Origin of the sequence: Kitasatospora brasiliensis (assembly GCF_032654805.1) — a bacterium.
Taxonomy (GTDB): domain Bacteria; phylum Actinomycetota; class Actinomycetes; order Streptomycetales; family Streptomycetaceae; genus Kitasatospora; species Kitasatospora brasiliensis.
Window position 1 is genome coordinate 465,968 of the sequence record NZ_JAUOOW010000002.1, and the last position, 18,434, is coordinate 484,401.

Genomic DNA, 18,434 nt, shown 5'->3' on the forward strand with positions numbered 1-18,434 from the left:
ACGCGTTTGTCGGTCCGTCCCGATATCGTCGGTGGTGTGTCCCTAGCCCTGTACCGCCGCTACCGCCCCGAGACCTTCGCGGAGGTCATCGGGCAGGAGCACGTGACCGCTCCGCTCCAGCAAGCCCTGCGTAACAACAGGGTCAACCACGCCTACCTGTTCAGCGGGCCGCGTGGCTGTGGCAAGACGACGAGTGCGCGCATCCTGGCCCGTTGCCTCAACTGTGAGCAGGGGCCGACGCCGACGCCCTGCGGAGAGTGCCAGTCCTGTCGGGATCTCGCGACCGGCGGGCCCGGGTCGATCGACGTGATCGAGATCGACGCCGCCTCGCACGGTGGTGTGGACGACGCGCGCGAGCTGCGGGAGCGGGCGTTCTTCGCGCCGGTGCACAGCCGGTACAAGATCTTCATCCTGGACGAGGCGCACATGGTGACCTCGGCCGGCTTCAACGCGCTGCTCAAGGTGGTCGAGGAGCCGCCGGAGCACCTCAAGTTCATCTTCGCGACCACCGAGCCGGAGAAGGTGATCGGGACGATCCGGTCCCGGACGCACCACTACCCGTTCCGGCTGGTGCCGCCCGGCACGCTGCGCGACTACCTGATGGAGGTGTGCGGCCGGGAGGGCATCCAGGTCGAGGACTCCGTGTTCCCGCTGGTGGTCCGGGCGGGTGCCGGGTCGGTGCGTGACTCGATGTCGGTCATGGACCAGCTGCTGGCCGGGGCCGCCGAGGGCGGCGTCACGTACCAGATGGCCACGGCGCTGCTCGGGTACACCGACTCCGCGCTGCTGGACGAGGTGGTGGACGCCTTCGCCGCGCACGACGGGGCGACGGTGTTCCAGGTGATCGACCGGGTGGTCGAGGGCGGGCACGACCCGCGCCGCTTCGTCACCGACCTGCTGGAGCGGCTGCGCGACCTGGTGATCCTGGCCACCGTGCCGGACGCGGGGGAGAAGGGGCTGATCGACGCCCCGGCCGACCGGGTCGCGGTGATGCAGGCGCAGGCGGACGCGTTCGGCGCGGCCGAGCTGAGCCGGGCCGCCGACCTGGTCAACACCGGGCTGACGGAGATGCGCGGCAACGCGGCGCCCAGGCTCCAGCTGGAGCTGATCTGTGCCCGGGTGATGCTGCCGGGTGCCTACAGTGACGAGTTGTCCTTGCAGGCCCGGCTGGACAAGCTGGAGCGACGGGCGACGGCGGGCGGGTTCGTCGCCCCGATGGCCGCCCAGATCCAGGCCTCGGCCCCGGCCCCGGTCGCCATCCAGGCCCAGGCCCCGGCCCCGATGGCAGAGATGCCGGTGGCGCCCACGCCCACTCCCGCACCGGTCGCCCCGCCCGTACAGCCCGCGCAGCCCGTGCAGGCCCCGCAGCCCGCTGCCGCGCCCGCCGGGCCGGCGCCGGGCGCCTGGCCGATCCCGCGCAGCTTCCCGCCCGCCGGCGGCGCCCCGGCGGCGTCCCCGGCCGCGCCGCCGCAGACCGCCCCGGCCCCGGCCCCGGCTCCGGTCCACGCCCAGGCCCAGTCGGCCCCCGCGCCGGCTCCGACCCCGACCCCGACCCCGGCTCCGACCCCGGCACCGGCCCCCGGCGGGCAGCCGTCGGCGGCCGCCCAGCAGGGTGCCGCGCAGGTCAGGCAGCTGTGGCCGCAGATCCTGGAGGCGGTGAAGAACCGCCGCCGCTTCACCTGGATCCTGCTCAGCCAGAACGGCCAGGTGGCCGGGTTCGACGGCAGCGTGCTCCAGGTGTCCTTCATCAACGCCGGCGCCCGGGACAGCTTCGTCGGCAGCAACAGCGACGACGTGCTGCGCTCCGCGCTGTCCGACGCGCTGGGCGTGGACTGGCGGGTCGAGTGCATTGTCGACCCGTCCGGCGGCGTCGGAGGCCCGGGTGGCGGTGCGCCGGCCGGTGGCGCCCTGAGCGGCGGTGCCCAGGGCGGTGGCGGCTGGGGCGCCCCGGCGCGTCCGGCGGCCGCCGCGCCGCCCGTGCAGGCCGCGCCCGTGCAGCCCGCGCAGCCGATGCCGCCCGTGCGGTCCGCGCCGGTTCAGGCCGCGCCCGTGCAGGCCGCGCAGCCCGTGCGGTCCGCGCCGGTGCAGGCCCCGCCGCCCGTGGCGGCCGCGCCGGCCCAGCCGGTGCGCTCGGTGGCGCCGGAGGACGACATCCCGGAGGCGGACGATCCGGACCTCAAGGAGGACGTGTTCTCCGGCCAGGAGCTGATCATCCGCGAGCTGGGGGCGACGGTGCTGGAGGAGATCCACCACCAGGGCTCCTGAGCCGGGCTCCCGCGCGACACGCAGCACGTAGGCTCGGCGGTGACGGACGAAGCACCGCAAGACAGCCGTGACAGCAAGGAGACAGCCGTGTTCCCCGGTGGTGGCCAGCCCAACATGCAGCAGCTGCTGAAGCAGGCGCAGAAGATGCAGCAGGATCTCGCGAAGGCCCAGCAGGAGCTGGCCGAGACGAAGGTGAACGGTACGGCGGGCGGCGGCCTGGTCGAGGCGACGGTGACCGGCGCCGGTGAGCTGGTGGCGCTGACCATCGCCCCGGCGGCCGTGGACCCGGAGGACACCGAGACCCTGGCCGACCTGGTCCTGGCGGCCGTCCGGGACGCCAACCAGGCCGCGCAGAAGATGCAGGCCGAGCGGATGGGCCCGCTGACCCAGGGCCTGGGCGGCGGCGGCATCCCCGGCCTGCCGTTCTGACCGCGGGTTCGTGGGGCTGACCGCGGGTTCGTGGGGCTGACCGCGGGTTCGTGGGGCCGCTCGGGCTCCCGGGCCCAGTCGGGCCCCTGGGGTCAGAAGGTCTGAAGTTCAGCCGATAGACCCATGTGATTTATGTGGGAGTCGGGCGTCGGGCGCTGTGTCCGACGCCCGATTCGTTGGATGATGGCACCGGAGCACCATCGACCATCCGAGGGAAGGCGCGACGTTGTACGAGGGCGTGGTTCAGGACCTGATCGACGAACTGGGCAGGCTGCCCGGCGTCGGGCCCAAGAGCGCGCAGCGGATCGCCTTCCACGTGCTGCAGGCCGACCCGACCGACGTCCGCCGGCTCGCGCACGCGCTGCTGGAGGTCAAGGACAAGGTCCGCTTCTGCGCGGTCTGCGGCAACGTCGCGGAGGCCGAGCAGTGCCGGGTCTGCCTGGACCCGCGCCGCGACCTCGCCGTCATCTGCGTGGTCGAGGAGTCCAAGGACGTCGTCGCCATCGAGCGCACCCGCGAGTTCCGCGGCCGCTACCACGTGCTGGGCGGCGCGATCAGCCCCATCGAGGGCGTCGGCCCGGACGACCTGCGGATCCGCGAGCTGCTCTCGCGCCTCGCGGACGGCACGGTCACCGAGCTGATCCTGGCCACCGACCCCAATCTGGAGGGGGAGGCGACCGCCACCTACCTGGCCCGGCTCTGCAAGCCGATGGGCCTGAAGGTGACCCGTCTGGCGAGCGGCCTGCCCGTCGGCGGGGATCTGGAGTACGCGGACGAGGTCACCCTCGGCCGCGCCTTCGAAGGGAGACGACTGCTCGATGTCTGACCGGACGATCAACCAGCAGCCCCACACCCCCCACCAGCAGTCCCACGGGGAACCGGGCGGCGCGCACGCCCAGCACGCGGCGGCGCACGCCCCGCACACCCACGGCCACGGTTCGGAGCCGGACGACTTCGCCGTGCAGATCGCCGACTCGGTGGAGAGCTTCGTGCTCGCCGTCACCGAGGTCGCCAAGGGGGACGAGCCGGGCAGCGCGGTCTCGCTGCTGCTCCTGGAGGTCTCGCAGCTGCTGCTGGCCGGCGGCCGGCTGGGCGCGATCGAGGACGTCGTCCCGGAGGACCGCTTCGAGCCCGACGCCGGCCCGGAGCCGGACGGCGAGCAGCTGCGCGAGCGCCTCGCCGAGCTGCTCGCGCCGATCGACGTCTACCACGAGGTCTTCGACCCGTACGGCCCGCCGGAGAAGCCCAACGCCTTCCGGATCTCGGACGACCTGGCCGGCGTGGTCAGCGAGCTCCAGCACGGCCTGACCCACTACCGCGAGGGCCGGGTCAGTGAGGCGCTGTGGTGGTGGCAGTTCTCGTACCTCTCGAACTGGGGCACGACCTGTACGGCGGTGCTGCGGGCCCTGCAGTCGCTGATCGCCCACGTCCGGCTGGACAGCCCGCTCGGCGCGGTGCCGGACGGCGCGGACACCGACGACGACGGGCTCACCGACGAGCAGCTGGAGCAGCAGGCGGGCGACCTCATGGCGGCCGAGCTCGGCCTCGGTCGGTAGGCGCGCGGCCGAGCCCGGCCTCGGTCGGTGGGCGCGTCCTCCCGGCCGGACACATCCGGCGGGCCGCATTCCGCGAATGCGTCCGCGGATTGTGACGGATGCCTCAGCGGCCCGGTCGGAAAAGAAATCCGGCCGGATCGCCGTCCCTTGATCCGCCGATTCTTCGGAGCCGTACCGAATCGCCCGCAGACCTGTCGGTCGAACCGTCAGCACCGCCGCCCATGTGCTGAAACTACCGTCTCACCATATGGAAAGCGCCGGTCAGAGCACCCTTGCTCGGTAGACTGACGACGACCGCACCCCCCTCTCCCCAGGGGGGTACGGGGGCCCGTGGCCCCCGGAAAAGACTTCGAGTCGAGGAGCGCACGTGGGCCTTGTCGTGCAAAAGTACGGCGGCTCATCCGTTGCGGATGCCGAAGGCATCAAGCGCGTGGCCCGCCGAATCGTTGACGCCAAGAAGGCCGGCCATGAGGTCGTCGTCGTGGTGTCCGCGATGGGCGACACGACGGACGAGCTCATCGAACTCGCCGAGCAGGTGTCACCGCTGCCTGCCGGGCGTGAGTTCGACATGCTGCTGACCGCTGGAGAGCGCATCTCCATGGCGCTGCTGGCCATGGCGATCAAATCCCTGGGGCACGAGGCGCAGTCCTTCACGGGCAGCCAGGCCGGGGTCATCACCGACTCCGTCCACAACAAGGCGCGCATCATCGACGTGACGCCCGGCCGCATCCGCACCGCCCTGGACCAGGGCAACATCGCGATCGTGGCCGGCTTCCAGGGCGTGTCCCAGACCAGCAAGGACATCACCACGCTGGGCCGGGGCGGCTCGGACACCACCGCCGTCGCGCTCGCCGCCGCCCTCAAGGCCGAGGTCTGCGAGATCTACACCGACGTGGACGGCGTGTTCACCGCCGACCCGCGCGTGGTGAAGAAGGCCCGCAAGATCGACTGGATCGCCTACGAGGACATGCTGGAACTGGCCTCGTCCGGCTCCAAGGTGCTGCTCGACCGGTGTGTCGAGTACGCCCGTCGCTACAACATCCCGATTCACGTACGCTCGTCCTTCTCGGGTCTCCCCGGGACGATCGTCAGCAACGACAACCCGAACCAGCCCGAAGGGGGCGAGATGGAGCAGGCCATCATCTCCGGAGTCGCCCACGACACCTCCGAGGCCAAGGTCACGGTCGTCGGCGTGCCCGACAAGCCGGGCGAGGCGGCGCGGATCTTCCGTGCCATCGCCGACGCCGAGGTCAACATCGACATGGTGGTGCAGAACGTCTCCGCCGCGTCGACCGGCCTGACCGACATCTCCTTCACCCTGCCGAAGACCGAGGGCCAGAAGGCCATCGACGCGCTCGGCCGGGTCAAGGAGGGCATCGGCTACGAGTCGCTGCGCTACGACGACGCGATCGGCAAGATCTCGCTGGTCGGCGCCGGCATGCGCTCCAACCCGGGGGTCACCGCGACCTTCTTCGAGGCGCTGTCCGCCGCGGGCGTCAACATCGAGCTGATCTCCACCTCGGAGATCCGCATCTCGGTGGTCACCCGCGCCGACGACGTGCCGGAGGCCGTCCGCGCCGTGCACAGCGCCTTCGGCCTGGACAGCGAGAGCGACGAGGCCGTCGTCTACGGCGGCACCGGGCGATGACCCGGGAGCGGTACGGGAGCTCCGGGCGATGACCCGGGCACCGGGCCGGGACGCCGGGCGATGACCCGGCGCCCGAACCTCGCCGTCGTCGGCGCCACCGGCGCGGTCGGCGAGGTGCTGCTCGGACTGCTCTCGCTCCGCCAGGACGTCTGGGGCGAGATCCGACTCGTCGCCTCCCCGCGCTCGGCCGGCCGCACGCCGGTGGTGCGCGGGGAGGCCGTCCGGGTCGTCCCGCTGGCCGAGGAGGCCTTCGCCGGGATCGACGTCGCGGTGTTCGCCGTCCCCGACCGGGTCTCCGCCCAGTGGGCGCCGATCGCGGCGGCCAAGGGCGTCGTGGTGATCGACGGCTCGGCCGCCTTCCGTACGGTCGACGACGTGCCGCTGGTCGTCCCGGAGGTCAACGCGGCCGCGCTGCGGATCCGCCCCCGCGGCATCGTCGCCAGCCCGGCCGGCACCACCCTCGCGATGATCGCGGCGGTCGGCGCGCTGCACGCCGAGTACGGGCTGGCCCAGCTGGTGGTCGCCTCCTACCAGGCCGCCGGCGGCGAGGGCCGGGCCGGCGAGGCGGCGCTGCGGGCGCAGACCGAGCTGGTGGCGGGCACCCCCGTCGGCCGGCAGACCGGCGACCTGCGCGCGCTGATCGCCGACCAGGGGCCGTTCGCCGCCCCGCTCGCGCTCAACGCGGTGCCCTGGACCGGCGGGCTGCGCGAGGGCGGCTGGTCCGCCGAGGAGATGGGCATCCGCGACGAGTCCCGCAAGGTCCTCGGCCTGCCCGCGCTGAAGGTCTCGGCGACCTGCGTGCACATCCCGGTCGTCCGCACCCACGCGCTGGCCGTGCACGCGCGGTTCGAACGCGAGGTCACCCAGGAGCACGCGCAGGAGATCCTGCGGGACGCGCCCGGCGTGGTCCTCTACGACGACCCGGCGGCGGGCGAGTTCCCGACGCCGAACGACGTGGTCGGGACGGACCCGGTCTGGGTCGGTCGGGTCCGGCGGGCACTGGACGAACCGGAGGCGCTGGACCTCTTCCTGTGCGGGGACAACCTGCGCAAGGGGGCGGCGCTCAACCTGGTGCAGCTCGCGGAGCTGGTGGCCGGAGAGCTGACGGCGCGGTAGCGGCGCAGGGGCCCGTGGCCCCGCGCTCGTCCATACCTGTGTCCGCTCCTCGACACAATCTGTCCGGAATCCCGGGGGAATCCCCTGGAGGCCTCTTCCACCGATGCGGAAGAATGGTCCCCGGGCCGGGCAACCATGACAGGGGATCGAGTGTCCAACGTGCGTGGCGAACGTGATGGTGGGGGCAAGGGCGGGTATCCCGGCGAGAGCCGCGACGGCCTTCCCCTCGCGCACCCTGTGGCCCGTGAGTAGGCCGGAAGAAGATCTGATGACGGCGGCCGCACCGGGTGCGGCGGACTCCGGCGCTGGTACCCACGCGGGTACCAGCGAGGACCTGCTCACCGAGACCTACCAGGCGCACTACCGCTCGCTGCTGCGGCTGGCCGCGCTGCTCCTGGACGACCTCTCCACCTGCGAGGACGTCGTCCAGGAGGCGTTCATCCGGGTGCACGCCGCCCGGCGCCGGGTGCGCGAGCCCGAGAAGACCCTGGCGTACCTGCGGCAGACGGTCGTCAACCTGTCCCGCTCCACGCTGCGCCGCCGCATCCTCGGACTGCGACTGCTGCCGAAGCCCATGCCTGACATGGCCAGTGCAGAAGAAGGTGCCTACGATGCCCTGGAGCGTGATCAGTTGAAGGCCGCGCTGCGTGGTCTGCAACGCCGTCAGCGGGAGGTTCTGGTGCTGCGTTACTTCGTGGACATGACGGAGGCGCAGGTCGCCGACACCCTGGGCATCTCGCTCGGCTCGGTGAAGGCCTACGGCTCGCGCGGACTCGCCGCCCTCCGCATCCAGATGGAGGCCGGACATGGCTGAGGCTGACGGGGCCGCGGGCCGGGTGCCGGAGCTGTCCGGACCGTCGGGCCTGGCGGACCCCTCGGAGCTGTCCACCGAGGAACGGGCGCTGCGGGAGCTGATGCACGGCGCCGTCTCCGGGATCCAGCCCTCGGCGGGCGGGCTGCCACGCATCCGCCGGGCCGTCCCCCGTCGGCGGGCCGCCCGGCGCGGCGCCTGGACCGGGGCGGCCGCCCTCGCCTTCGTCGTCGCGATCGGCCTGCCCGTCCTGCACGAGGGGGAGCACCTCGGGCTCTCCGGCGGCCCCGGTTCGGCCGACGCCAAGAGCCCGGCCGCCGGCTCGCCCAGCGGCGCGGCCGGCACCTTCGGCGACGGTCCGGCCGCGCACCCGGACCCGAGCGGCACCGGCGCGGTCACCCCGCCGCCGGGTACGGCCGCCGCCTCGCACGCCCCCGGCGCCGGGGCGACCCACACCGAGGGCGGCCAGGCCTCCACTGGCGCGGCCGGCGCCGGCGACGTCGTCCCGCTGTGCACCCGGACGGACCTCGGCGAGGGCGCCGCACAGGTCGGCACCGCCGACGGCGCCGGCCGGATCTACGGCTCGTTCACCGTCTACAACGTCTCCGGGCGCAGCTGCCGGCTCGGCGGGCCGGGCTCGGTGGCGGTCACCGCCGTCAGCGGCGGCGACCGAGGCCGGATCCGCACCGCCGACCACGCCCCGGGCGACCCGGCCGTCGGCCTGCCGACGATGGACGCGGAGCCGCCGGTGCTCGCGCCGCGAGCCGGATACCGGGTGCCGTTCGCCTGGGTCCCCGACCAGACCTGCACCGGCTCCGGCGCCGGAGCCGTCCCGGCGAACGGCGTCAACAAGGTGCGGCTGCGCGCCGACGCCCCCGCCGCCGAGCCCGAGGCCCCGGCCTCCGACGTCAGCGGCGCGCCCAGCGCCAACCCGCAGGCCTCCTCCTCCCCGACGGCCGCCCCCACCACGGAGTCCAGCCCGACCACGACCCCGAGCGGCAACCCGTCCACCACGGCACCGACCGCCACCCTCGCCCACACCCCCGCCCCGGGCAGCCCGGCGGCGGCCACGGCGACGCTGCCGGTGGCGTGCAGCGGCACCGTCTACCGCGGCGGCGTCCAGGGGCTGGGCGGCCCGGCGCCGCAGCCCTCCGGCTCTCCGGCGGCGGGCTGACCACGGCGGTCGGACGGACGCGAGGGGCCCGGGGGACGGAGCGGGTGTGAGGAGTGGTTACCGTGGGGGTGTGTACCGGTTCCTCCTGACTCCCCGCTGGCTCGGCGGCACCGCCGTGGCCGTGGCGGCCGTGGCGGTCTGCCTGTGGCTGGGCTCCTGGCAGCTCGGCCGGTTCGAGGACCGGGTGTCCACGCACCAGGAGACCAAGCAGTCCGTCGCCGCTTCGGGTGACGCCCGGCCGATCGACGCGCTGCTCAACCACGCGACGCCGCAGGTGAACACCGAGACCGTCGGCAAGGCCGTCACGGTGACCGGCAGCTACGACACCGAGCACCAGCTGGTCGTCCCCAACCGCGCGCTGGACGGCAAGCAGGGCTACTACGTGCTCACCCCGCTGCGCACCGCCGACGGACACGCCGTCGCCGTGGTGCGCGGCTGGGCCGCCGGGGATCCGGGTGCGGGTGTCGCCGTGCCGCCGCCGGGCGGGCAGGTGACGGTGACCGGGCGCCTCCAGGCCAACGAGGGCACCGGCAGCAACGGCGCGGTGGCGGGCGGCCTGCCCGCCGGGCAGCTGGGCACGATCAGCCGGGCCTCGCTGCTGAACGTGCTGGAGTACGACGGCTGGTACGACGGCTGGGTGGCCGCCGACGACGCGCCCGCCGGGCTGACCCCGGTGCCGACCGTCCAGCCGCAGGGCGGGGACGGGCTCACCCTGCGCGCGTTCCAGAACCTGGGCTACACCCTGGAGTGGTTCGTCTTCGGGGGCTTCGTGGTGTTCATGTGGTTCCGCCTGGTCCGCCGCGAGGCGGAGGCGGAGCAGGACCGGGCCCTCGGACTGGACCCGGTCCTGGACTGACCGTCTCCCGGCCCGCCTAGCGCTTCGGCGGGGTCGGCAGGGCCGGCGCCGGCGTGGGCTTGGCCGCCGGCAGGGTCGGCGTCGGCACCGGGAACGCCGGCAGGGTCGGCGTCGGCACAGGAAACGGCGGCTGGGTCGGCGAGGACGAGCCGGTGGGCAGCGGCGTCGGGTCGCTGTGGCAGTGACCGTTGCCGTGGCCGCCGGAGTCGTCGTCGGAGTCGTAGTGGTCGATGTGGTGGTGGACCGTGCGACCGGTCTTGGAACCCTTGGAGCCCTTCGAGCCCGAGGAACCCTTGGAGCCCGAGGAGCCGCCGGACCCCTTCGAGCCCTTGGCGAGTTCGACCGTGCCGTCCGGGGCGCCGTCCGGGGCGCCGTCCGGGCCGGTCGACCCGTACACCGCCGGCCGGACGGCCGTACCGGCGCTGGGCGCACCGGCCTTGGCCGGGGTGGCGGCCGGAGCCGTCGGCGTACCGGGTGTGGTCGGTACGGCCGAGGGGTACTGCGCCGGCGGGCCCGCCGGGGGCGGGCAGACGGCGTTGTCCTGATGCGATCCCGAGCAGCCGGTGAGCACCAGGGCCCCGGCCACCGTCGCCCCCGCGAGCATCAGCAGACGTCTCACGCGCTACCCCCGGCACCGCGCGCGTCGGCCTCGGCCGGCCCGGCGGCCTCGGTCGGCGCCGCGGGCAGGTGCCGTCGGACGAAGTCGATCTCCAGCCGGAGCTGCTTGATCCGCTCCTCCACCACCAGCGACCCGTGCCCGGCGTCGTACCGGTACACCTCGTGCGGCTTGTCGAGCTGCTCCAGCCGCTCGACGTAGTTCTCGATCTGCCGGATCGGGCAGCGCGGGTCGTTGACCCCGGCGCTGATGTACACCGGCACCCGCACCCGCTCGACGTAGGTCAGCGGCGAAGAGGCGGTGAAGCGCTCCGGGACCTCCTCCGGGGTGCCGCCGAACAGGGTGCGGTCCAGCGACTTCAGCGCCTCCATCTCGTCGGCGTACGCGGTGTGGTAGTCCGCGACCGGGACGACGGCGACGCCCAGCGCCCAGCTCTCGGGCTGGACGCCGATGCCCAGCAGGGTCAGGTAGCCGCCCCAGCTGCCGCCGGTGAGCACCAGCCGCGCCGGGTCGGCGAGGCCGCTGCCGACCGCCCACTCGCGGACCGCGGCGATGTCCTCCAGCTCGATCAGGCCGACCCGCTCGTGCAGCGCGTCCGTCCAGGCCTGGCCGTAGCCGGTCGAGCCACGGTAGTTGACCCGGACCACCGCGAAGCCGTGGTCCAGCCAGGCGGCCGGGCCGGCGGCGAAGGAGTCGCTGTCGTGGTGGGTCGGGCCGCCGTGGATCTCGAACACCGTCGGGTACGGGCCCCGCGCGGGCGTCGTCGGCCGCTGCACCAGCGCGTGCACCCGGCCGCCGGGGCCGTCCACCCAGACGTCCTCGACCGGCACCGAACCGGGCGGCACCGAACCGGGCGCCCGCAGCACGACCGTCCCGGCGGTGGAGCGGACGGCGGAGGGCTCGGCGGCGGAGGACCACAGGTACTCGACGGTGCCGTCCGGGCGGGCGGTGGCGCCGCCGACGGTGCCGCGCGGGGTGTCCAGGCGGGTCAGCCGGCCGTCGGCGAGCGTGTACGAGAACAGCTCGCTGCGCGCCTCGTACTCGTGCTCGACCAGCAGTTCGGTGGCGCCCGGGCGCCACTGGGCGGAGACGTCACCGGGCAGCTCGCGGCCCTGCTCGTCGCGCAGCGGCAGGGCGGTCTCGGCGCTGGTGGCGACGTCCCAGATCATCGGCTCCCAGCGGCCGGTGCGCTGGTGGGCGACGAGCAGGCGGGTGTCGCCCTCGACGGGGGCGAAGCCCAGGCAGGCGACGCCGCGCGGCTCGTCGCGGCCGGTCACCTCGTCCAGCTCGGCGACGGTCTCGACGGTGCCGGCCCCGGTGAGGCGGACGATCCGGATCGCGGCGTGCATCGCGTCGCCGTGCTCGGTGTGGTCGATGGCGAGCAGCGTGCTGTCGTGGCTGAGGTCACCGATGCCGCCGTACTCCTCGTGCCGGTAGATCTCGACCGGCTCGGCGCCGCCCGGGCGGCGCAGGTGCAGGGTGGTGCCGTCCTCGTCGGTGGAACGGCCGACCACGACGGTGCCGTCGCGGCCGAGGGCCAGGCCCGCCGAGTAGGAGGCGCCGAGGCCGGGCACGGCCTCCTCGTCGGGGCCGCCGGCGAACGGCTGGCGGCGCCAGATGCCGAACTCGTCGCCGTCGTGGTCGTCGAACCACCAGATCCAGTCGCCGTCGGGGGACAGCTCGGCGTCGGTGGTGCCGTTCGGGCGGTCGGTGACCTGGCGGTGGGCGCCGGTGGCGCGGTCCCAGGCGTAGACCTCGTAGGTGCCGGTCGCGTTGGACACGTACAGCGCCCGGTCGGGGGCGTCCTCGGCCCAGTCCGGCAGTGACACGCGTGCTGCCCGGAACCGCTGCTCCCATGCCGGTACGGCGCTCTTCTCCTCGCTCATCCGACCATCCAACCCGATCGGGGGGAGGGAAGGGAACGGGCGGGGCGTTCACGAACGGGGTCGGGTCCGACCGCGTTCACGAACGGGGCCGATCCCGGCGCGGCGGCGCCCGGCGCCCGGCGCCCGGCGTACGGCGCTCAGGCGCCCGGCACGCGGTCGAGGAAGCCGTACACCGCGCCGATCCGACCGTCCGGGGTGGCCGTCAGCACGTCGAAGCCGATCACCATCGGCTCCGCGCCGGCCGGGCCGAGGTCCCAGGTGAAGCGGGCGATGCCGTGGTGCGCGTCCACCGGGCCGAGGGTGAACTCCAGCCCGGGGAACTGGGCCTGGGCGGCGCCGATCAGCGCGTCGATCGCGTCCCGGCCGGCCACGGCGGCCAGCGGGTCGGTGTAGCGGCCGTCCTCGGCCCACGCCTCGTCGATCAGCTTGCGACGGGCCGCCGGGTCGGTCTCGTTCCCCAAGCTCGACATCACCTCCCGCACCGAACTCGCCACCGTCCTCTGAGGTTGTTACAACGAACCGGGGCCCTGGTGAACGGCATTCGCCAGGGCCCCGGTTCGCTCAGCTCCCGGTAGTGGTGTCGTCGTTCGTTGTCGGATCTGCGGAGTGCTTCCACCCTTCGGAGTAGTGCTCCCGGTGATAGGCCAAGTGCGCCGGATCAATCCGATGTCCAGGAGCCTCGCGCAGTCTCCCCATGCCCGCACCCGAGGAGCGGTCAATGATCGTCAGGTCGTCGGCGATGGCCAGCGTGCCGAAGTCGAACAGCGTGTGATGGTTGGGGCACAGGCACAGCACGTTCCCCGCGACATCGGGCCCGTTGTGCGGCTGCCCCAGCCCACGGATGTGGGCCGCCTCGGCGTACACACCGGTGGGCGTGCGAAGCTGCGCGCCACACACCTGGCACGCGAAGCCATGGGCGCGCTTCACGAAGTTCGCCACCTTGATGCTGCGAACGATCCGCTGGACCTTGGCTTCGAGCCGGGTCGGGGTGTCGCGCCCAACCGGTTCCGGGATCGTCGGTTCCCGTTGGGCCGGAACGGAGTTGGACAGACTCACCAGGCGGTAGCGCCAGATGCGGAACCCGGAGCGACCGGTGTCGTGCCAGGAGTCTTCGACGCGAAAGAGCCCGTCATAGCGGTAGTTGGGCTTGGCAGAACGCCTGGAAGGCTGCTCTACCGCACGAACCACCCTCACCGGCGCGCCGATGGTCTGACTGGTGACCAGGGCTGCGTTGCCGCGAGTGAGCTCCTGGTCCCGCACCTGCCGCTTGGTTTCCAAGTCACGGCCGCCCTGCCCGGTGTAGACGATGACATCGCCGTAGTCCTCGTCGTCCTCGTAGCCCCCGGAGACGACTATGGACTCGGCTCCGAACTCCGCAGTGCCGCAGATGCCGGCCTGCAATGGTCGGTGCACCTTGGCCTCGGAGAGCTCTCGCCGACTGGCGAAGATGAGTCCGACATCGATCCCCGGTACATAGCCGTAACCGTCGAAGTCGATGGGTGCGACGGGAAGGACTTCCTGCAAGGCTCGGCCTCTCGACGTCGGAGAATCGATGCGCTCATCGAGGTGCCTAGGGATGAGCTTCGTAGCGCAAACGCTCTCGGACCTCGTGTGGTTCCACGCTGCCGCATCAGTGCTTTCCGGCAGCTGGGCGGCTTGTGAGCTGCGACACGGCTGTGCGGCCTGCTCCTGTGTCTCGCCGGGCCGGCTGAGGCGCGGTCACTCGGCGGGCCGGGTACAACGACAGAGGGCCTGCCGGATTTCTCCGGCAGGCCCTCTGCACTGGGTCGGGGTGGCGGGATTTGAACCCACGGCCTCTTCGTCCCGAACGAAGCGCGCTACCAAGCTGCGCCACACCCCGGTCTTGCGGTTTGTCGCTCCGTCTCCTTCGCGACGAGTAGAACTCTACCGGACGCTCGCCGAGACACGAAATCCGGTTCCGGGCGGGCGTCCGGCGGGGGTCAGCGGGGGGCCGGGACGAGGGTGAGGAGGGTGGCTTCGGGGGGGCAGGCGAAGCGGACGGGGGTGTAGCGGTTGGTGCCGCAGCCGGCGGAGACGTGGAGGTGGGAGCGGTGGCCGCCGGCGGTGTGGGTGGAGAGGCCCTTGACCCGGCGGGTGTCGATGTCGCAGTTGGTGACCAGGGCGCCGTAGAAGGGGATGCACAGCTGGCCGCCGTGGGTGTGGCCGGCCAGGATCAGCGGGTAGCGGTCGGCGGTGAAGGCGTCGAGGACGCGCAGGTACGGCGCGTGGACGACGGCGAGGGAGAGGTCGGCGTCGGCGGAGGGGCCCCCGGCGACCTCGCTGTAGCGGTCGCGGCGGATGTGCGGGTCGTCGAGGCCGGTGAACTCCAGGTCGAGCCCGTTCACGGTGAGTCGGCCGCGGGTGTTGGTGAGGTTGAGCCAGCCGGCCCCGTCGAAGCCGTCGCGGAGCTTCTCCCACGGGTTGTGGACGGCGCCGGTGATGCCGCGGCGGGCGGTGCCGTCGGGGTTGTTCATGCCGTGGACGCCGCTGCGCATGGCCTGGAGGTAGCGCGCCGGGTTCTTGCGGGCCGGGCCGTAGTAGTCGTTGGAGCCGAAGACGTAGACGCCCGGGAACTCCATCAGCGGCCCGAGCGCGTCGAGGGTGGCCGGGACGGCCTCCGGGTCGGAGAGGTTGTCGCCGGTGTTGACCACCAGGTCGGGGCGCAGGCCGGCCAGGCTCTTCAGCCAGCGCTGCTTCTTGCCCTGCCCGTTCACCATGTGGATGTCGGACACCTGGAGGACCCGGATCGGTCGGGCGCCGTGCGGAAGGACGGGGACCTCGATCCGGCGGAGGCGGAAGGCCCGGACCTCGTACCCGATGGAGTAGGCGAGACAGGCGGCGCCGGTGGCGGCGATGCCGAGGGGAACGGAGTACAGCGGTCGCATCAGGCCATGCTCTCAGACGGTGGATCAGCTTGTGCACGCCCGGAGTCGGGGCCGGCGGAGGGGCCGGGGGAGAGGCCGGTGGAGGGGGCGGCGGGTGCCTCCTCGGACTCGCGCCGGGCGCGCAGCGCGCGGACCTTGTGGCGGTTGCCGCAGCGTTCCATCGAGCACCAGCGCCGCCGCCCCGGACGTGAGGTGTCGACGAAGACCAGTTGGCAGTTGTGCCCGCCGCACTCCCGGATCCGGTCGGCGTACGGGCCGGTGAGCAGGGCGATGGCGTCCCGGGCGAGGGTGGAGGCCAGCTGCGCGCCGTCGGCGGGCAGCGGGGCGGCGGCGGTGCCGTCCGGGGCGATCCGGGGGACCAGCGGCGGGTGTTCGGCGGCCCGGTTGAGGACGGCGTAGTCCGTGGGCTCGCCCGTCCCGCCGTGGGCGCGGGCGGTGGCGAGGCGCCAGAGCGCGTCGCGCAGGGTGCGGGCGGCGGTGAGTTCGGCGGGGGAGATCCGTATGGCGTCGGCGGGCAGCCGCAGCCGGGACGGCGGGAGCCAGGCGGCGAGGTCGGCGGGCCGGTGCAGCGCCTCGTACCGGGCGTACGGTCCGGGGCCGCCGGTGGTGAGCAGTTCGAGGCAGAGGGCGCCGGGGTCGAAGTGGAAGCGGCCGCCCGAGGGGGTGGTGAGGACGAACCCGGGCTGGTCCGCGCTCCGGGCGGCTGCGTCGTCTCCGTCGGTCATGCGGCCAGGATAGGTGTAACCGGGATGAGGGGTTACCGGGAATCCGGCTGCGGGCCCTCAGGCCGGGATGGCCGGAACGGCCGGAACGGCAGGGATGGCGGGGATGGCCGGGATGGCATTGACGTATTCGCGCATCATCCGCGGCACCCGGTACGCGTACTGGTGCCCGCGCCGCACCTGGACGACGGAGAAGTCGACCAGCTCGGCCAGGACGTCGAGATTGCGCGAGTCCTCCCGGCCCCCGTCGACCGGCTCCTGCCGGACGTCGTCGATGGAGAACTCCTCCGGGAAGCGGGCGAACCGTCTGAGCGCCCGCCGCTGCCGTTCGTCCAGCAGTTCGTACGCCCAGGCGAGGCTGCGGTGCAGCGAGCGGTGGTGGGAGAGCCCGCCCACCTCCTCCTGGCCCAGGATCGGCAGCACCCTGCACTCCTCCACCAGGACGTGCAACGGCACCGAGCGCATCCGAACGGCGGCGTTCTCGATCGCGAGCGCCAGCCCGCCCAGTCGGCGGCAGAGCTCGACCACCTGCGGCATCTGGTCGCGGAGGTCCAGGGTCGGGACGACCGATCGCACCCGTCGGCGGAACAGTTCGGCGGCGGGCGGGCAGCCGTCGGGGCCCTCCGGGTGGTCGACCGGCAGCGGCGACACCTCCCACAGGTCGGCGGGGAGCCCGGCGGGTGCCCGCAGCGAGGTGATCACGACGTGGAGCGCCGGGTGCCGCTCCAGCAGCGCCCTGACCTGCCCGGTGACCGTGTCGATGACGTGCTCGGCGTTGTCGACGACCAGCAGCATCCGCAGCTCCGGGTCGGTCCGCGGGTCCCGGTCGAAGCCCCGGAGCAGGGTGTCGAGCGCGCGCCGGGCCTGTGCCGAGGCGGCGGCCGGGTCGACGGCCTCGGGGGTGACCGAGCCGAGCTCCAGGACCGCGACGCCGTCCCGGAAGCGGTCCAGCAGGTGGGCGGCCGCGTCCAGGGCCAGCCGGGTCTTGCCGACCCCGGCCGGTCCGGTGAGCACCAGCGGCCGGCCCGGCCGCAGGGCGGTGACGACGTGCAGCAGGTCGGTCCGGCGGCCGACGGTGACGTCCGTCTTGGGGCGAAGCCCCTGCCAGCGGGCGTTGTCCGGGACGGCCAGGGGCGTCGGGGAGTCGCCCTGCCGGGTCGTCTGGGGTGCCTGGGGCGTGGGGATCGCCTGGGTCGGGTTCGTCGCGGAGAACAGGGCCCCCACCAGGAGTTCCACGGAACTTCGCCGCGGATTCCTGATGGCGCCGGTTTCCAGATTGCGAATGGTCCGGACACTGACAGTGGAGTACTCGGCCAATTGCTCCTGGCTCCAGCCGGCCATCTTCCGCTGGGTCACCAACATCGAACGAAGCTGATTGCTGTCCATTTCCCCGGGCTTCCTGCTGTCGTGAGCAGAATGAAAGTCAGACTCAGTGCACCGCTTTGCGGAACCGATCCAGAACCGGGCGCAGGCCTGCAAAGTGGCGGGTCTCGGTGCGTCGGCGTTGTGAAGCAAAGGTGTTTCAATGATGATTGTGAAACAATGGACGGAGGGCCTGTCCGGCGCGCGAACGAGTGTACTACGCGAATTATTTCCGGCTAATGGCCGGAGCGTTATGTCCGTCCCTTCGGGGGCGGCAACTTCGTGTCCGGTCCGGCGATTTTCGGCATTTCGGCTGATACCGCGCGGCCCTTGTCGGCCACTCTGGCCGAATACCGCTCCCCCCGGCCGGGGCCGGAGCATCGACTGTTCACGGACTGGACCGCCGCCCGTTCCCGGGTCGGCCGGTCGTCACCCGACGCGCCGCCCGGCGGCGGCCGGCCCGGGATCGTCGGGAGATACTCGATCATCTGCGGAGACCCGGCGGAACCCCGGCGGAAGCCCGCTGGAAACCTGGTTGAGCCCGCCCCCGGCCGAAGGATAAGAAGAGGAAATGACAACGCTCAAGGAGCAGCTGCACGAGGACCTCACGGCTGCCATCAGGGATCGGGACGAGCTGCGCTCGTCCACCATCCGGCTCACGCTGGCCGCCGTCACCAGCGAGGAGGTGGCGGGCAAGCAGAAGCGCGAGCTGTCCGACGCCGACGTGCTGAAGGTGATCGGTCGCGAGGCGAAGAAGCGCCGGGAGGCGGCCGAGGCCTTCGACACCGCCGGCCGGACGGAGCAGGCGGCCCGGGAGCGGGCGGAGGGCGAGCTGCTGGCGACCTACCTGCCCAAGCAGCTCTCCGACGAGGAGCTGGCCGCGATCGTGGCGGCCGCCGTCGCCGAGAGCGGCGCGAGCGGCCCGCAGGGGATGGGCGCCGTCATGAAGCTGGTGAAGCCCAAGGTCGACGGTCTGGCCGAGGGCGGCCGGGTCGCCGCCGCCGTGAAGGCCGCCCTGGCCTGACCGGCCCCCGTACCGGCGCGAAAGACGCGCGGATCGACGCGAAAGACTCGCGCAATCGAGTGC

Annotated in this window: 17 protein-coding genes and 1 tRNA gene; 10 read left to right on the top strand and 8 right to left on the bottom strand. The window is 73.0% G+C overall.

The annotated features are described in order from the left end of the window. Nucleotides 1–36 precede the first annotated feature (36 nt). From QWJ13_RS09985 to QWJ13_RS10025, 9 genes are all read left to right on the top strand, one after another. Nucleotides 37–2,265 (top strand): DNA polymerase III subunit gamma and tau, encoded by a 2,229-nt coding sequence (locus QWJ13_RS09985; RefSeq protein ID WP_316522610.1) that lies wholly within the window; start codon nucleotides 37–39, stop codon nucleotides 2,263–2,265. 87 nt (nucleotides 2,266–2,352) lie between these two features. Continuing rightward, entirely contained in the window at nucleotides 2,353–2,694 is a 342-nt protein-coding gene (locus tag QWJ13_RS09990) for a YbaB/EbfC family nucleoid-associated protein (RefSeq protein WP_316522614.1), read from the top strand. A 226-nt stretch (nucleotides 2,695–2,920) separates the two neighbouring features. Further along, the gene (gene recR, locus QWJ13_RS09995) at nucleotides 2,921–3,520 is read left to right on the top strand and encodes a recombination mediator RecR (RefSeq protein ID WP_316522617.1); all 600 of its coding nucleotides are present in this window, start codon (nucleotides 2,921–2,923) and stop codon (nucleotides 3,518–3,520) included. Further along, nucleotides 3,513–4,250, top strand: a complete 738-nt coding sequence (locus QWJ13_RS10000; RefSeq protein WP_316522619.1) for a DUF5063 domain-containing protein — start codon at nucleotides 3,513–3,515, stop codon at nucleotides 4,248–4,250. Before recR ends, QWJ13_RS10000 begins: the two co-directional genes overlap by 8 nt. Before the next feature lie 367 nt (nucleotides 4,251–4,617). Continuing rightward, nucleotides 4,618–5,898 (top strand): aspartate kinase, encoded by a 1,281-nt coding sequence (locus tag QWJ13_RS10005; RefSeq protein ID WP_316522622.1) that lies wholly within the window; start codon nucleotides 4,618–4,620, stop codon nucleotides 5,896–5,898. A 60-nt stretch (nucleotides 5,899–5,958) separates the two neighbouring features. Then, nucleotides 5,959–7,014, top strand: coding sequence for an aspartate-semialdehyde dehydrogenase (locus QWJ13_RS10010; RefSeq protein WP_316522625.1), 1,056 nt, complete (start codon nucleotides 5,959–5,961; stop codon nucleotides 7,012–7,014). A gap of 268 nt (nucleotides 7,015–7,282) precedes the next feature. Next, a complete protein-coding gene (locus QWJ13_RS10015; RefSeq protein ID WP_316523970.1) occupies nucleotides 7,283–7,828 on the top strand; it encodes a SigE family RNA polymerase sigma factor in 546 nt (181 codons plus the stop codon). Continuing rightward, on the top strand, nucleotides 7,821–8,999 hold the full coding sequence (locus QWJ13_RS10020; RefSeq protein WP_316522627.1) for a hypothetical protein: 1,179 nt from the start codon (nucleotides 7,821–7,823) through the stop codon (nucleotides 8,997–8,999). The genes QWJ13_RS10015 and QWJ13_RS10020 overlap by 8 nt, the downstream gene beginning before the upstream one ends. Nucleotides 9,000–9,069: 70 nt before the next feature. Then, on the top strand, nucleotides 9,070–9,855 hold the full coding sequence (locus QWJ13_RS10025) for an SURF1 family protein (protein ID WP_316522630.1): 786 nt from the start codon (nucleotides 9,070–9,072) through the stop codon (nucleotides 9,853–9,855). Between the two features lie 16 nt (nucleotides 9,856–9,871). Here QWJ13_RS10025 and QWJ13_RS10030 read toward each other — a convergent pair whose 3' ends face one another. The 8 genes from QWJ13_RS10030 to QWJ13_RS10065 form a co-directional block, all read right to left on the bottom strand. Further along, on the bottom strand, nucleotides 9,872–10,474 hold the full coding sequence (locus QWJ13_RS10030; protein WP_316522632.1) for a hypothetical protein: 603 nt from the start codon (nucleotides 10,472–10,474) through the stop codon (nucleotides 9,872–9,874). Then, complete coding sequence (locus tag QWJ13_RS10035) at nucleotides 10,471–12,357, bottom strand: S9 family peptidase (protein WP_316522636.1); 1,887 nt, start codon at nucleotides 12,355–12,357, stop codon at nucleotides 10,471–10,473. Before QWJ13_RS10035 ends, QWJ13_RS10030 begins: the two co-directional genes overlap by 4 nt. Before the next feature lie 137 nt (nucleotides 12,358–12,494). After that, a complete protein-coding gene (locus QWJ13_RS10040; protein ID WP_316522638.1) occupies nucleotides 12,495–12,827 on the bottom strand; it encodes a nuclear transport factor 2 family protein in 333 nt (110 codons plus the stop codon). A gap of 91 nt (nucleotides 12,828–12,918) precedes the next feature. Continuing rightward, a complete protein-coding gene (locus QWJ13_RS10045) occupies nucleotides 12,919–13,881 on the bottom strand; it encodes a YDG/SRA domain-containing protein (RefSeq protein ID WP_316522641.1) in 963 nt (320 codons plus the stop codon). 263 nt (nucleotides 13,882–14,144) lie between these two features. Further along, nucleotides 14,145–14,218: transfer RNA gene (locus QWJ13_RS10050), tRNA-Pro, on the bottom strand. A 100-nt stretch (nucleotides 14,219–14,318) separates the two neighbouring features. Then, nucleotides 14,319–15,263 carry a metallophosphoesterase gene (locus tag QWJ13_RS10055; protein WP_316522643.1) on the bottom strand — a complete coding sequence of 315 codons (945 nt, stop codon included), beginning with the start codon at nucleotides 15,261–15,263 and terminating at the stop codon, nucleotides 14,319–14,321. Next, nucleotides 15,263–15,988, bottom strand: a complete 726-nt coding sequence (locus QWJ13_RS10060; protein ID WP_316522645.1) for a CGNR zinc finger domain-containing protein — start codon at nucleotides 15,986–15,988, stop codon at nucleotides 15,263–15,265. The genes QWJ13_RS10055 and QWJ13_RS10060 overlap by 1 nt, the downstream gene beginning before the upstream one ends. A 57-nt stretch (nucleotides 15,989–16,045) precedes the next feature. After that, nucleotides 16,046–17,728, bottom strand: coding sequence for a helix-turn-helix domain-containing protein (locus QWJ13_RS10065; protein WP_316522647.1), 1,683 nt, complete (start codon nucleotides 17,726–17,728; stop codon nucleotides 16,046–16,048). 190 nt (nucleotides 17,729–17,918) lie between these two features. Between QWJ13_RS10065 and QWJ13_RS10070 the strand changes: the two genes are divergently transcribed. Beyond that, a complete protein-coding gene (locus QWJ13_RS10070) occupies nucleotides 17,919–18,371 on the top strand; it encodes a GatB/YqeY domain-containing protein (RefSeq protein ID WP_316522649.1) in 453 nt (150 codons plus the stop codon). The last annotated feature ends 63 nt before the right edge of the window (nucleotides 18,372–18,434 follow it).

Bases quoted from the DNA above. Each gene is read 5' to 3' on its own strand.
- QWJ13_RS10000 (WP_316522619.1), top strand. From the start codon at position 3,513: ATGTCTGACCGGACGATCAACCAGCAGCCCCACACCCCCCACCAGCAG.
- QWJ13_RS10015 (WP_316523970.1), top strand. From the start codon at position 7,283: ATGACGGCGGCCGCACCGGGTGCGGCGGACTCCGGCGCTGGTACCCAC.
- QWJ13_RS10040 (WP_316522638.1), bottom strand. From the start codon at position 12,827: ATGTCGAGCTTGGGGAACGAGACCGACCCGGCGGCCCGTCGCAAGCTG.
- QWJ13_RS10065 (WP_316522647.1), bottom strand. From the start codon at position 17,728: ATGCTCCGGCCCCGGCCGGGGGGAGCGGTATTCGGCCAGAGTGGCCGA.
- QWJ13_RS10035 (WP_316522636.1), bottom strand. From the start codon at position 12,357: ATGAGCGAGGAGAAGAGCGCCGTACCGGCATGGGAGCAGCGGTTCCGG.
- QWJ13_RS10055 (WP_316522643.1), bottom strand. From the start codon at position 15,263: ATGCGACCGCTGTACTCCGTTCCCCTCGGCATCGCCGCCACCGGCGCC.
- QWJ13_RS10010 (WP_316522625.1), top strand. From the start codon at position 5,959: ATGACCCGGCGCCCGAACCTCGCCGTCGTCGGCGCCACCGGCGCGGTC.
- QWJ13_RS10020 (WP_316522627.1), top strand. From the start codon at position 7,821: ATGGCTGAGGCTGACGGGGCCGCGGGCCGGGTGCCGGAGCTGTCCGGA.
- QWJ13_RS10060 (WP_316522645.1), bottom strand. From the start codon at position 15,988: ATGACCGACGGAGACGACGCAGCCGCCCGGAGCGCGGACCAGCCCGGG.
- QWJ13_RS10070 (WP_316522649.1), top strand. From the start codon at position 17,919: ATGACAACGCTCAAGGAGCAGCTGCACGAGGACCTCACGGCTGCCATC.